Annotated in this window: 12 protein-coding genes; 10 read left to right on the top strand and 2 right to left on the bottom strand. The window is 67.9% G+C overall.

Going from position 1 to position 13,177, the window contains the following annotated elements; all coding sequences use genetic code 11:
- Positions 1–106 precede the first annotated feature (106 nt).
- Complete coding sequence (locus tag ACX1D0_RS12130; RefSeq protein ID WP_459018167.1) at positions 107–1,807, bottom strand: fumarate hydratase; 1,701 nt, start codon at positions 1,805–1,807, stop codon at positions 107–109.
- A 114-nt stretch (positions 1,808–1,921) separates the two neighbouring features.
- Between ACX1D0_RS12130 and ACX1D0_RS12125 the strand changes: the two genes are divergently transcribed.
- Together ACX1D0_RS12125 and ACX1D0_RS12120 are read left to right on the top strand one after the other, a co-directional pair.
- Positions 1,922–2,650, top strand: a complete 729-nt coding sequence (locus ACX1D0_RS12125; protein ID WP_459018166.1) for an SDR family oxidoreductase — start codon at positions 1,922–1,924, stop codon at positions 2,648–2,650.
- 30 nt (positions 2,651–2,680) lie between these two features.
- Positions 2,681–3,097: a hypothetical protein gene (locus ACX1D0_RS12120; RefSeq protein WP_459018165.1), complete on the top strand. Its 417-nt coding sequence runs from the start codon at positions 2,681–2,683 to the stop codon at positions 3,095–3,097.
- Positions 3,098–3,113: 16 nt separating this feature from the next.
- Here the strand turns inward: ACX1D0_RS12120 and ACX1D0_RS12115 are convergent, their stop codons facing one another.
- Entirely contained in the window at positions 3,114–4,193 is a 1,080-nt protein-coding gene (locus ACX1D0_RS12115) for a LacI family DNA-binding transcriptional regulator (RefSeq protein WP_459018164.1), read from the bottom strand.
- Between the two features lie 178 nt (positions 4,194–4,371).
- Here ACX1D0_RS12115 and ACX1D0_RS12110 point away from each other — a divergent pair, with 178 nt between their 5' ends.
- From ACX1D0_RS12110 to ACX1D0_RS12075, 8 genes are all read left to right on the top strand, one after another.
- Positions 4,372–5,619, top strand: coding sequence for an ABC transporter substrate-binding protein (locus ACX1D0_RS12110; RefSeq protein ID WP_459018162.1), 1,248 nt, complete (start codon positions 4,372–4,374; stop codon positions 5,617–5,619).
- Positions 5,620–5,709: 90 nt separating this feature from the next.
- Complete coding sequence (locus tag ACX1D0_RS12105) at positions 5,710–6,642, top strand: carbohydrate ABC transporter permease (protein WP_459018160.1); 933 nt, start codon at positions 5,710–5,712, stop codon at positions 6,640–6,642.
- Position 6,643: 1 nt separating this feature from the next.
- Complete coding sequence (locus tag ACX1D0_RS12100) at positions 6,644–7,465, top strand: carbohydrate ABC transporter permease (protein ID WP_459018159.1); 822 nt, start codon at positions 6,644–6,646, stop codon at positions 7,463–7,465.
- 98 nt (positions 7,466–7,563) lie between these two features.
- Positions 7,564–7,887 (top strand): fibronectin type III-like domain-contianing protein, encoded by a 324-nt coding sequence (locus tag ACX1D0_RS12095; protein WP_459018158.1) that lies wholly within the window; start codon positions 7,564–7,566, stop codon positions 7,885–7,887.
- The gene (locus ACX1D0_RS12090) at positions 7,884–10,148 is read left to right on the top strand and encodes an alpha-L-rhamnosidase (RefSeq protein ID WP_459018157.1); all 2,265 of its coding nucleotides are present in this window, start codon (positions 7,884–7,886) and stop codon (positions 10,146–10,148) included. Before ACX1D0_RS12095 ends, ACX1D0_RS12090 begins: the two co-directional genes overlap by 4 nt.
- A gap of 54 nt (positions 10,149–10,202) precedes the next feature.
- Positions 10,203–11,279, top strand: coding sequence for a branched-chain amino acid aminotransferase (locus ACX1D0_RS12085; protein WP_459018156.1), 1,077 nt, complete (start codon positions 10,203–10,205; stop codon positions 11,277–11,279).
- Positions 11,280–11,286: 7 nt separating this feature from the next.
- Positions 11,287–11,832 carry a hypothetical protein gene (locus ACX1D0_RS12080; RefSeq protein ID WP_458995337.1) on the top strand — a complete coding sequence of 182 codons (546 nt, stop codon included), beginning with the start codon at positions 11,287–11,289 and terminating at the stop codon, positions 11,830–11,832.
- A 69-nt stretch (positions 11,833–11,901) separates the two neighbouring features.
- Positions 11,902–13,056, top strand: coding sequence for an LLM class flavin-dependent oxidoreductase (locus ACX1D0_RS12075; RefSeq protein ID WP_458995336.1), 1,155 nt, complete (start codon positions 11,902–11,904; stop codon positions 13,054–13,056).
- Positions 13,057–13,177: the final 121 nt, after the last annotated feature.

Below are 13,177 nucleotides of genomic sequence, written 5' to 3'. Positions count from 1 at the left end.
GACCGTGCCTGGAGGAACAATAACCGCGCGGACAGCCGTGGCCCGCGCGCGAGGGCGACCTCGCAGCCGGGATGGGTGGGTCGCGGCTGCTGAGGTCTTCAGCGGGTCAGAGTCCTTCGCGCTTGGGGATGGTGAGCGCGATGGGCTTGTTGACCTCGGCGAAGAAGTCGTTGCCCTTGTCGTCGACGATGATGAACGCCGGGAAGTCGACCACGTCGATCTTCCACACCGCCTCCATGCCGAGCTCCTCGTATTCGACCACCTCGACGTGCTTGATGCAGTCCTGCGCGAGGCGCGCGGCGGGGCCGCCGATGGAGCCCAGGTAGAAGCCGCCGTGGGTGTGGCAGGCGTCGGTCACGGCCTTGGACCGGTTGCCCTTGGCGAGCATCACCATGGAGCCGCCGGTGCCCTGGAACTGGTCCACGTAGGAGTCCATGCGCCCCGCCGTCGTGGGGCCGAAGGATCCGGACGCCATGCCCTCGGGCGTCTTGGCGGGGCCGGCGTAGTAGACGGGGTGGTCCTTGAGGTACTGGGGCATGGGCTCGCCGGCGTCGAGGCGCTCCTTGATCTTGGCGTGCGCGATGTCGCGGCCGACGATGAGGGGCCCGTTGAGCATGACGCGGGTCTTGACGGGGTGCTTGCGCAGCTCGTCGAGGATCTCGGGCATGGGGCGGTTGAGGTCGATGCGCACGGCCGCGCCCTGGCCGGTGCCGGTGATGCCGTCGGTCTGCGCGTCGAGCTCCTCGTCGACGTGCTCGGGCATGAAGCGGGCCGGGTCGAACTCCAGCTGCTCGATGAACACGCCCTCGGGGGTGATCTTGCCGAGGCACTGGCGGTCCGCGGAACAGCTGACCGCGATGGCCACGGGCAGCGACGCGCCGTGCCGCGGGAGGCGGATGACGCGGACGTCGTGGCAGAAGTACTTGCCGCCGAACTGCGCGCCGATGCCCAGCTTGCGGGTGAGCTCGAGGACCTCGTTCTCCAGCTCGATGTCGCGGAAGCCGTTGGCCGCCATCGACCCCTCCGTCGGGAGCGTGTCGAGGTACTTTGCGGAGGCGTACTTGGCCGTCTTCATGGCGAACTCGGCCGAGGTGCCGCCCACCACGATGGCCAGGTGGTACGGCGGGCAGGCCGCGGTGCCGAGGGAGCGCAGCTTCTCCTCGAGGAACTTCATCATCGACGCGGGGTTGAGCACCGCCTTCGTCTCCTGGTACAGGTAGCTCTTGTTCGCCGAGCCGCCGCCCTTGGCCATGAACAGGAACTTGTAGGAGTTCTCGTGACCCTCGGCGGTATCGGCGTACAGCTCGATCTGCGCGGGCAGGTTGGAGCCGGTGTTCTTCTCGTCCCACATCGTCAGCGGCGCGTTCTGCGAGTAGCGCAGGTTCAGCCTGGTGTAGGCGTTGAACACGCCCTCCGACAGGGGCCGCTCGTCGGTGCCCTCGCTGAGGACCTGCTGGCCGCGCTTGCCCATGATGATCGCGGTGCCGGTGTCCTGGCACATGGGCAGGATGCCGCCGGCGGCGATGTTCGCGTTCTTCATGAGATCCAGCGCGACGAACTTGTCGTTGGGGCTGGCCTCCTGGTCGTCGAGGATGGTGCGCAGCTGCTGGAGGTGCGCGGGGCGCAGGTAGTGGGCGATGTCGTGCATCGCGGTCTCGGCCAGCAGGGTCAGCGCCTCGGGAGCCACCTTGAGGAACCGGCGACCTTCGGGGCCCTCCACGACCTCGACGCCCTCCGTGGTCAGCAGGCGGTAGGGCGTCTCGTCGTGCCCGATCGGCAGCATGTCAACGTAGCGAAACTCCGGCATTGGACCTCCTAGAGAGCGGGTCCGACCAGTTTCTCAGACCGGTGTGGCGCGCCGGGGGTGGGGGTGGGCGTTCGGGGTCTATTGCTGCGCCGACGTGCGGAGTAGCGTCGTCTCATGGCCATGTTCAGGATCGACGGGAAGCGCGCCCTCGTGACGGGCGCCAGCAGGGGGATCGGGTTCGCCACGGCGAAGGCGCTGCGCGAGATGGGGGCCGAGGTCACCATCGCGGCGCGCAACGCGGCCGAGTTGAAGGCGGCCGCGGTGCGGATCGGCGCCTCCTGGGTGCCGGCGGACGTGAGCCATGAGGCTGACGTGCTGCGCCTCGTCGACCGGGCCGGCGATGTCGACATCCTCGTCAGCAACGCGGGCGGCCCGCCGCCGGGGCTGCCCAGCGAGGTCACCGAGGACGCCTGGGACGCGGGGTTCGAGACCACGTTCATGTCGACGGTGCGGCTGGTCGACGGCGTCCTGGCCGGCATGCGGTCGCGAGGATGGGGGAGGATCGTCGCGATCACGAGCCTGACGGTTCGGCGGCCGGCGCTCACGCTCCCGGTGAGCAACGCCATGCGAGCGGCCGTGACCAATCATCTGCGGACACTGGCGATGGAGGTAGCGGCAGACGGGGTGACCTGCAACACTGTCGCTCCCGGCTACACGGCCACCGAGCGGCTGAAGCGACTGCACACCGACGCGGCGGACGCGCAACGGCTGATGTCGACGATCCCCGCGAGGCGCTTCGGGGAGCCGGAGGAGGTCGCGGCGGCGGTCGCGTTCCTGGCCACGAACGAGGCGGCCTACATCACCGGCCAGGAGATCCTCGTCGACGGTGGCTTCACCATCTGATCGAGGGGTGCTGAGCATTAGGCTGGGGGCGTGGCAGAGGAACTCAGCGAGCGGCAGAAGGCGGCCAGGATCAGGCACGAGCTCACCGAGGGGCACGCCCGCGCGGAGGCAGCCCGGGCGAAGGTGCTCATCGACGAGTTCATCGTCGCCGCGCGCGGCCAGGGGCTCGAGCCGCGGCCGCTGCAGGCGAAGACGCTGAGCGGGCACGTGGTGAAGACCGACAAGATGGGGTGGTACCTGCGCACCAACCACTCCGTCGGCATCGACACCGAGGGCAACTACTACTCGCTGACAGTTCCGGGTGGCTGGATGGAACGTCTCCGCGGGGTCAAGCTGGAGCCCACGCTGGCGCCGCTGGTGATCGGGCGAGGTGGCCGCGACGGCGAGACCGGCGACCTGAAGGAGTTCCTGGCCTGGGCGCTCGAGGGCCGGATCCCGCAGGACTGAAGCGCCCTGCTGGGGCTCAGCGGCCGCTGATGCGCCTTCTCATCACCCGCGTCGACGACCGCACCCTCAGTTCCGGCTGCAACTCGCGGTGACGGGCGGTGGTCCGGCCCCCCCGGATGCGCTCCATCAGCAGGTCGATCGCCACACCGCCCATCGACTCTCCGAACTGAGCCACGGTGGTCAGGGAGACCAGCGGGTGGCCGGCCATCCGGATGTCGTCGTAGCCGACGATCGAGACGTCGTGGGCGGTGAGGCCCAGGTCGGCGACCGCCCGGAGCGCGTCGATGGCGAGGTCGTCGTGGCCGGCGAAGATCGCGGTGATCGTCGGGTCGTCGTCGAGGAGCTCGCGGGTGGTCACGTACGCGTCGTCGTAGTCGCCCTGGCAGTAGACGACGATGGGATCGAGTCCCGCCTCCCGGAGCACCGACTCGTAGGTGGAGCGGCGGATCGAGTGCGGCGGCTGGGCGTCGGCCGACTCCCTCGTGACCTTGATCGTGAGATGCGCGATGCGTTCGTGCCCGAGGCTGAGTAGATGGTCCAGGGCCAGTCGCGTGCCGGACTCGTCGTCGTCGGTCACGGTGTCGTAGTTCTCAGACTTGTCGTGGCGGCCGATGAGAACGACGGGGATGTCCCGCGCCAGGTCCTCCAGCCAGTGCGGCGTGACCTCCGGCGAGATCGCGATCAGCCCGTCGACCTGCCTGTCGACGAGGCTCTCAAGGATGGTCGTGCCGCCTGATTCACCCAGCCCGGGCGTGATCACCAGTTGGTAGCCCGTGCCGACGAGTCGCGACGCCGACCCCTGCATGATCTGGGTCAGGAACTCGTTGCCCAGGTTGGGGATCTCCAGGCCGATGCTGAAGCTCGATCCGCGCATCACACGCGCCGCGGTGCGGGGCCGGTACCCGAGCTCCCGGATGGTGGCCTCCACCTTCTCGCGCATGGCGGGGCTGACTCCGTAGGCGTCGCGGATGACCTTGGAGACCGCGCCCTTGGACACACCCGCGGCGCGGGCGACATCGTCCATCGACGGGCGCCGGCGGGGCGAGGCGGGCCTGGCCGACCCTTGATGGTCGTGGACGGCTGTGTCAGAGGTCATGCAGGAATCATAGCAACCGACGTCAACCGGTTTATGTGAACCGGTTGACACATGCGCACACCGGGCGTACGGTTCTCCCAGAGCCAACCGTCGACAGTTTCGTCAATCGGTTGACTCGATCCGACGGGGGTGACCCGCGGTCCTTACAAGGAGGTAAACGCAAATGTCCAGAATGGCCATGAGGAAGGTCGCCCTCATCGCGACCGCGGCAGCAACGGGCTTGGTCCTCGCCGGATGCTCAACCGACGCATCGACCGACGGTGCAGAGGGCGACACCGTGCTCACCATCTCGGGGTGGGCCGACGACAGCACCGCAGCCGCGCTGATCGAGAAGTTCGAGGCCGACAACGAGGGGGTGACTGTGAAGTACACGGGCCTGCCGTGGCCGGGGATTCTCACGCAGATCAACACCGAACTCGTCTCGGGCACCGCGTCCGACGTGGTCGTGGCCTTCCCTGGCACGGGGAACCCGATCACGGTCCAGACCCTCGACAAGGGTGGCTACCTCGCCGATCTCAGTGACTCGCCGTGGGTGTCGAACTACTCCGACTCGACACAGAGCGTCATGGGCAAGGGGGGCACGATCCTCATGGGCGCGAACGCCTTCACCCTGATCCCGGCCATCTACAACTCCCAGGCCCTGGAGGAGGTGGGCGCAGCCGTGCCCTCGACCTTCAGCGAAGTGCTCGACCTGTGCGCGACGGCCGCCTCCCAGGGCAAGGTGGCGTACGCCCTTGCCGCCGTGGCGGGGGGAAACTACCCCCACACCGGATACTCGATGTGGGGCACGATCGGGACCGCGTCGGATCCGGATGCCGGCGCCGCACTGGCCGCGGGTGACCAGTTGTTCGCAGAGTCCGCGTGGACCGACGTGCTGGAGAACTACGGCGAGATGGCGGATGCCGGATGCTTCACGCCTGACGCGACCGGCACCGCCCTCGATATCGCGCAGACGCAGGTGGCCAACGGCGAAGCGCTCGGCATTGTGACGGTCAGCCCTCAGATCAGCACCATCCAGGAGATGGCACCCGAAGGCACCGTCTTCCAGACCGCGCCGTTGCCGGCCACCGACGACCCCTCCGAGACCAAGCTCACGGTCGCACTCGGTGCCGGCTACGCCGTCAACGCGAAGTCGAAGAACATCGACCTCGCCAAGAAGTTCGTTGATCTCTACATGTCCGATGAGGGCCTGCAGATCGCCCTGGAGCAGTCGTCGATCTACCCGAGCGCTCCTGTCGATGGGTGGTCGCCCCCCGACTACCTCGCTGGCGCGGCAGAGTTCGTCGTCAACGAGCAGACGGCTCCCATCATCTACATGGAGGCCACCGTCGAGAAGGCGTACCTGGACGGACTGCAGACCTTCATCAGCGGACAGAACTCAGCCGCCGATCTGCTGGGCCAGATGGACGCCGCCCAGCCCAAGTGAGCTAGCCCCACGCTCGGGCGTGGCGCGCAGTCCGCAACTCGCACCGCCGCGCCACGCCCGGGTCCACCGGTCCGATACAGGAGTCTGATCATGGTCCTCGCACCTGCCGCCATCGGCGAAATCGACGCGCTTGCCTCAAAGCGGCCCAAGCGCCGCTATCGCGGCTACGCACACACCGTCTGGTGGTTCGTGCTGCCTGCCGCGCTCTTTTACCTCTTCGCCGTGGTGGTCCCCAGCGTTCGCGGCGGAGCGTTCGCGTTCACCGACTGGGACGGCGTCACCCCCGAGCAGAACCTGGTCGGGATGGAGAACTTCGTCGCCATGTTCAGCGACCCCAACGCGGCGGTCGCCATCCGCAACACCATGCTCATCGCCGTAGCGGTCACCGTGATCCAGAACCTGCTCGGCCTGTTGATCGCCCTCGGCGTCAACTCCCGCATCAAATCCCGCAACGTCCTGCGGGTGCTGATCTTCGCGCCGGTGGTCATCACGTCGATCGCTGTCGGGTTCCTGTGGCAGAACCTCTACGCACCCAACGGCGGCATCAATGCGGCGCTTGACTCGATGGGGTTGGGGGCACTCAAGCAGAACTGGCTCGGCAATCCCGACATCGCCATCTGGTCCGTCATCGGCGTCGTGATCTGGCAGTTCGTCGGCTATTCGATGGTGATCTTCCTGGCAGGACTGCAGGGAGTCCCCGCGGAGGTGCTCGAGGCCGCTGCCATCGACGGAGCCGGTCCCGTTCGCAGATTCTGGTCCGTGGTCCGGCCGATGCTCGCCCCGGCGATCACCATCAACGTCATGCTCTCGGTGATCGGCGGTTTCAAACTCTTCGATCAGGTGTTCGTGATGACGCAGGGAGGCCCGGGTGGGGCCACCGACACGATTTCGACGCTCATCTACTCGAACGCCTTCCAACTCGGCAGGTTCGGCTATGCGGCCGCTCTCGCGGTCGTCCTCACCATATTCGTCGCGGTGGTTTCGGCCATCCAGTACAAGCTGCTCGCAGCACAGGAGCGTTGACATGTACCGCTACACGTGGCGAACGGCGATCCTCGAAGTGGTCATGATCCTCGTGGGAGTCGTGTTCCTGTTTCCCATCTACGTGCTCGTCATCCTGGCGCTGAAGGCGCCTGAGGATCAGAGCGCCACTCTCGCGCCCCCGGCGCAACCGACGCTGCAGAACTTCGTCGACGCCTGGCAGCAAGGCGCCCTCGGCAACGCTCTCCTGAACAGTGCCATCGTCACGATCATCACCATCGCGTTCATTGTGATCTTCTCGGCGTCTGCGGCCTACCCGCTGTCGCGGCTCGGGGCGCGCTGGTCAAGATTGACCTACCTGGCGTTCCTCGCCGGGCTGCTGCTTCCCGTCCAACTCGCGCTGCTCCCGCTCTACCAGATGATTCGAGATCTCGGCCTCCTCGGCACGCTGGCCGGCGTCATCATCGTGAATGTCGGGCAAGGGATGCCGTTCTCGATCTTCCTCTACGCCGGCTTCATGCGCGAGCTTCCGCCGGACTACGAGGAGGCCGCCTCGCTCGACGGCGCCAGCGCCTTCAAGGCCTTCTGGCAGGTCGTCTTCCCCCTCGTCCGGCCGATCACGGGGACAGTGATCATTCTGAACGCCGTGTTCACATGGAACGATTTCCTGCAACCGCTCCTCTACCTTTCGGGGAGCAATCAGAAGACGATCACCGTCGCCATCTACTCGTTCGTGGGCCAGTTCGGCGCTCAGTGGAACCTGATCTTCGCGGGCATCATCATCAGCATCTTCCCCGTGCTCCTGGCCTACTTCTTCATGCAGAAGTACATCGTCCAGGGATTCGCAGGCGGACTGAAGGGCTAGCTGGTCAGCCCCTTCGCCACTCGACCATCCAAGTCCTGTGGGTGACGCAACCCGATCGCGTCATCCGCCGGATCCCAGACGAAAGAAGTGAACTCCCCATGACCGTCGATGCACCCAGCGCCCGCTATCTCGATTCGACACTTTCCGTCGCAGAGCGGGTCACCGAGACCGTCCAGGTCTACGTCGGCGACGTCGTCACCTGCGGCACATGGACCGACAAGGAGCTCAAGGCCTTCACGCAGGTCGAGCCCGGGCCGGGAGAGCAGGAGGACGTGCTGATGGAACTGCCCATCAGCGCATGCAGCATCGTCAAAGCGCACGGAGCCCGCGTCGTGGAGCCCGGGACGTTCGAACTGCTCGTCGGGCGGAGTTCGAAGGACGCGGACCTCGTGCGCGCCCTCTTCGAGGTGAGCACGTCATGACCGAGCGATCAGGTCGATTCATCGCCGCAGACCTCGAGCCCGACAGCGCCCCTCTGTTCCGGCAGGAGTTCACCCTGCACGAGGGCCATGGCGCTGTGACCTCGGCCACTCTTGCGCTGAGCGCGCTGGGTGTCGTGGAGGCCTGGATCAACGGCACTCCTGTCTCCGCCGATCTCCTGTCGCCCGGTTGGACGAGCTACGAGTGGCGCCTCCACCACGTCGACTACGACGTCAGCAGCCTCATCCAGCGCGAGACCGCCATCGGCATCATCGTCGGAAACGGCTGGTGGAGGGGTCGCCTCGGATGGATCGAGACGCAACGCTATGGCGAGGAGCTCGCCGCCTTCGCGGAGCTGCGGGTCGTGTTCGCCGACGGACACGAGCAACTCGTCGTCACTGACCCCTCGTGGCGGGTCGGCCCGAGTGATGTCGTGGCCAACGACCTCTACGACGGGCAGTCCATCGATGCGTGCCGGCGGGATCCGCAGTGGATGAAGCCGGGCTATGACGATGCGTCATGGGGCAGCGTCCATGAAGTGGGTCATACCCCCGCGCAGTTCGAACTCGATCCCGCGCCACCTGTCCGCCGGATAGCCGAGATCCCCCCGGTGAAGGCATGGGAGAGTTCGTCTGGGAGCGTGCTCCTGGACTTCGGCGTGAACATCGTCGGCTTCCTCCGGCTCACCGTCACCGGGGAACGCGGTTCGATGCTGACGCTTCGTCATGCCGAAGTCCTCGAACACGGCGAACTGGCCCTGCGCACGCTGCGGAGCGCGCAGGCCACCGACCGATTCATCCTCAGTGGCGGGGAGGACACCTTCGAGCCGACTCTCACATTCCACGGATTCAGATACGCGGAGATCGCGGGATGGGCCGGATCTCTCGACGAGCTCTCGGCGGCCGTTGTCGCCGTCGTGATCTCGTCCGACCTTCGGCGCACCGGCACCTTCGAGTGCTCGGTTCCCGACCTCAACCAGCTGCACGCCAACGTGGTGCGCGGGATGCGCGGCAACTTCATCGACATCCCCACCGACTGCCCCCAGCGCGACGAGCGCCTGGGCTGGACCGGCGACATCTCTGCCTTCGCGCCGACGGCGGCGTTCCTCTTCGATGTGAAGGACTTCCTCGCCGACTGGCTCCGGGACCTCGCGCTGGAACAGGCCGACCGCGACGGCGTCGTCCCCTTCGTCGTGCCCGACATCCTCAAGTACGCCACTGGGGCCGAGGCCGGCATCGGCGGCACCGAGGCGGCGGCCTTCTGGAGCGACGCCGCCGTCTGGGTGCCGTGGGCACTCTGGGAGGCCTATGGCGATCCTGCGGTGCTGGAGGAGTCTTTCGACTCCATGACGGCCCACGGCCGGCGCGTGCGCTCACTGCTGTCCGACTCGGGCGTGTGGGACACCGGATTCCAGTACGGCGACTGGCTGGACCCGGACGCACCCGCCGACGACCCCGGCGCCGCCAAGGCGGACAAGGGCGTGGTCGCCACCGCCTGCGCCTTCCGCACGGCCGACCACATCCGTGCGGCGGCCGAAGTCCTCGGCCGCGCCGCCGAGGCGGCGGAGTTCACCCGGATGGCTGCGGGGCTAAGGGCGTCATTCAGCCGCGAATACATCGACGGGGAGCGCATCCTCAGCGACTGCGCCACCGTCTACTCGCTGGCCATCGCGTTCGGCCTCCTGGGCCCGGCGCAGCGCGTGTGGGCAGGCGCCCGGCTCGCCGAACTGGTGGAGCGGAGCGGCTTCCACATCTCGACGGGCTTCGCCGGCACCCCGTTCATCGCCGACGCCCTGACCTCCACCGGCCACGACGACGCGGCCTTCAGGCTGCTCCTGCAGCGGGAGTGCCCCTCCTGGCTCTACCCCGTCACCATGGGCGCGACGACGATCTGGGAGCGCTGGGACTCGATGCTGCCCGACGGCTCCGTCAACCCCGGCGACATGACCAGCTTCAACCACTACGCCCTCGGGGCGGTCGCGGACTGGCTGCACCGCGTCGTCGGAGGGCTGGCACCCCTCGAGCCCGGCTACCGCCGCATCCTCGTCGCCCCTCATGCCGGTCAGGGGATCGACTGGGCGCGCACCGAGCTGGACACGCCCCACGGCGTCGCCTCCGTCGAGTGGGAGCTGTGCGGTGACGAGGTCCGGCTCGGGATCCTGGTGCCTGAGGGCGCGACGGCTGTCCTGCGGTGGCCGGGCACGCCCGACGCCGAGCTTCAGCCCGGGGGTCACTCCGTCGCACGCCCAGCATTCACCGACTGAGCCGAGTGTGGACACCGAGGACGGCGGAAAATGGGGGGTCTACCATCAGTGACCATGGCCATGTTCTCGCTCACCCGCACCACCACGCCCACGTCGGACGCCGCCCGCCTGGCAGCGCTCGCGGACCCTGGATTCGGCCGCTACTACGTGGACCACATGACCGTCATCGACTTCCAGGCCGGCGACGGCTGGCAGGAGCCGCGGATCGTGCCCATGACGGAGTGGGCCCTGCACCCCGCGGCCGCGGTCCTGCACTACGGGCAGGAGATCTTCGAGGGCCTCAAGGCCTACCGCCGCGATGACGACTCCATCTGGCTGTTCAGGCCCGAGCGCAACGCCGCCCGCTTCGTGCAGTCCGCCAAGCGGATGGGCATGGCGGTGCTGCCCGAGGAGCTGTTCCTCGATTCGGTCACCGAGCTCGTCAAGCTGGAGCGCGACTGGGTGCCGGTGGGCGAGAACGAGCAGAGCCTCTACCTGCGCCCGTTCATGATCGCCTCCGAGCCCTACCTCGGCGTCCGCGAGGCCAACAGCTACCGCTTCGCCGTCATCGCCACCCCGGCAGGCCCGTACTACTCGGAGCCGGTCAAGCTCTGGATCACGCCCAACTACACGCGCGCGGCCCCCGGCGGCACCGGCACCGCGAAGTGCGGCGGCAACTACGCCGCGAGCCTCGTCGCCACGCAGGAGGCCTACGCCAACGGCTGCAGCCAGGTGCTGTGGACCGACGGGGCCGAGCACAAGTGGGTGGAGGAGTGCGGCACGATGAACGTCATGTTCGTCACCGCCGACGACGAGCTGGTCACCCCGGCCCTCGGCTCCATCCTGGCCGGCGTGACACGCGAGTCCATCCTGGCGCTGGCCTCCGAGCACGGGCTCACCCCCGTCGAGCGTGCCATCTCCGTCGACGAGGTGCTCGACGGCGTCGAGTCCGGCCAGATCCCCGAGGTGTTCGCGTGCGGGACGGCCGCCGTCGTCACGCCGATCACCGGCTTCAACTCGCCCCAGCGCGGCGTGCAGACGGTGGCCGACGGCCGGCCCGGCCCGAAGACGCGCGCCATCCGCCAGCACCTGGTCGACATCCAGTTCGGGCGCGCGGAGGACAAGTTCGGCTGGACCCGCAAGGTCTGCTGAGGCGCCCATGAGCACCCTGCAGCCGCACGGCAAGGTGGCCCCGATCCTCGCCCTCATCGGGTCGCTGCTCCTGTTGGCGGGGATCCTCTGGGGTGTCACCGCAGGCCAGGGGCTGACGCGGGTGGTGCCCGAGGCGGCCGGGGTGATCCGGGTGGACGGCGACACCGTCGTCCCCGTCACCGACGGCGAGATCCAGGTGGTCTACGCGCCGGCCGGCGTGGTGCCCACCTGTGACGTATACGGTCCCACCGACGCGGTGCCGAACCTGGCGCTCGAGGGCTTCTTCACGTTCCCGCTCAACGACGTCACGTACGAGTCGATCGGCAAGATGGGCGGCCCCGGTGAGCTGTCGGGCGACTACATCATCGTGTGCCAGGAGGGCGACGGCGTCGTCGTCGCCCCGCCCCTGGACGTGCGCAACGACGTCGGCGCGGTGCGCGCGCTCATCGGGGCGATCATTCTCGGCGGCACCGGGGCGGTGCTCATGGTGACCGGCGGGGTCATGTGGCTGATGGCGCGCCGCGCGGCCTCAGCGCAGTATCAGGCCGCCTGACGGGAATAGTTTCGTTTTCAACTTGTTTGGGTTACCGTAGAGGTAAGCAATCGGAGTTGGGAGCAGAGAATGCAGTTCGGCATCTTCACCATCGGGGACGTCACCACGGACCCCACGACCGGCCGCACGCCGACGGAGCAGGAGCGGATCCGGGCGACGGTGGAGTTGGCGAGAAAGGCCGAGGAGGTGGGCCTCGACGTCTTCGCGACGGGGGAGCACCACAACCCGCCCTTCGTCGCGCCCGGCAACCCGCCCGTCCTCATGGCCTACCTGGCCGCGGCCACCGAGCGGCTGATCCTCTCGACGGCCACCACCCTGATCACCACCAACGACCCGGTGCGCCTGGCCGAGGACTACGCCTACGTGCAACACCTGTCCGGCGGCCGCGTCGACCTCATGATGGGTCGCGGCAACACCGGGCCGGTGTATCCGTGGTTCGGTAAGGACATCCGCGACGGCATCGCTTTGGCGGTGGAGAACTACTCGCTGCTCCACCAGCTGTGGCGCGAGGATATGGTGACGTGGGAGGGGAAGTTCCGCACGCCGCTCCACGGCTTCACGTCTGCGCCCCGCCCGCTCGACGGCGTCCCACCGTTCGTGTGGCACGGCTCGATCCGCTCCCCCGAGATCGCGGAGCAGGCCGCCTACTACGGCGACGGCTTCTTCCACAACAACATCTTCTGGCCCCCGAGCCACACGCGGCGCATGGTGGACCTGTACCGGCGTCGCTTCGAGCACTACGGCCACGGCCGCGCGGACCAGGCCATCGTCGGGCTCGGCGGGCAGGTGTTCATGCGGAAGAACTCGCAGGACGCCGTCCGCGAGTTCCGGCCCTACTTCGACAACGCGCCGGTCTACGGCGGCGGCCCGTCGCTCGAGGAGTTCACCCGGGAGACTCCGCTGACCGTGGGGTCGCCCCAGCAGGTGATCGAGCGGGTGCTCGGGTTCCGGGAGTACGCGGGCGACTACCAGCGTCAGCTGTTCCTCATGGACCACGCGGGCCTGCCGCAGAAGACCGTGCTGGAGCAGCTCGATCTGCTCGGCGAGGAGGTGGTGCCGGTGCTTCGGAAGGAGTTCGCGGCGCTGAAGCCGGCCCACGTGCCTGACGCGCCCACCCATGCGTCGCTCAAGGCGGCGCGGGGCTTCGTCGATGCGCCGGAGCGGATCGAGCCCTCCGTCGACCGCTGGACCGGCACCCGCGCCGAGGACGGCAACCGCCTCTGAGTGCCTGGCGGGTGGAGGGGTTTGAGCACATGGCACGGGTCAAACCGCGAAACGGGCCATGGTGAAGGTTCAAACCCTCGTGGCCCCTGCCTTGTGCTCAAACCCCCTCCCCCTCCCGCCC

The organism is Tessaracoccus pujii (assembly GCF_054483895.1).
Note: the sequence above shows the minus strand (reverse complement) of the source record. Positions and strands in the feature narration are given on the sequence as shown.

Bases quoted from the DNA above. Each gene is read 5' to 3' on its own strand.
- ACX1D0_RS12130 (WP_459018167.1), bottom strand. From the start codon at position 1,807: ATGCCGGAGTTTCGCTACGTTGACATGCTGCCGATCGGGCACGACGAG.
- ACX1D0_RS12125 (WP_459018166.1), top strand. From the start codon at position 1,922: ATGGCCATGTTCAGGATCGACGGGAAGCGCGCCCTCGTGACGGGCGCC.
- ACX1D0_RS12115 (WP_459018164.1), bottom strand. From the start codon at position 4,193: ATGACCTCTGACACAGCCGTCCACGACCATCAAGGGTCGGCCAGGCCC.
- ACX1D0_RS12110 (WP_459018162.1), top strand. From the start codon at position 4,372: ATGAGGAAGGTCGCCCTCATCGCGACCGCGGCAGCAACGGGCTTGGTC.
- ACX1D0_RS12105 (WP_459018160.1), top strand. From the start codon at position 5,710: ATGGTCCTCGCACCTGCCGCCATCGGCGAAATCGACGCGCTTGCCTCA.
- ACX1D0_RS12100 (WP_459018159.1), top strand. From the start codon at position 6,644: ATGTACCGCTACACGTGGCGAACGGCGATCCTCGAAGTGGTCATGATC.
- ACX1D0_RS12095 (WP_459018158.1), top strand. From the start codon at position 7,564: ATGACCGTCGATGCACCCAGCGCCCGCTATCTCGATTCGACACTTTCC.
- ACX1D0_RS12090 (WP_459018157.1), top strand. From the start codon at position 7,884: ATGACCGAGCGATCAGGTCGATTCATCGCCGCAGACCTCGAGCCCGAC.
- ACX1D0_RS12085 (WP_459018156.1), top strand. From the start codon at position 10,203: ATGGCCATGTTCTCGCTCACCCGCACCACCACGCCCACGTCGGACGCC.
- ACX1D0_RS12080 (WP_458995337.1), top strand. From the start codon at position 11,287: ATGAGCACCCTGCAGCCGCACGGCAAGGTGGCCCCGATCCTCGCCCTC.
- ACX1D0_RS12075 (WP_458995336.1), top strand. From the start codon at position 11,902: ATGCAGTTCGGCATCTTCACCATCGGGGACGTCACCACGGACCCCACG.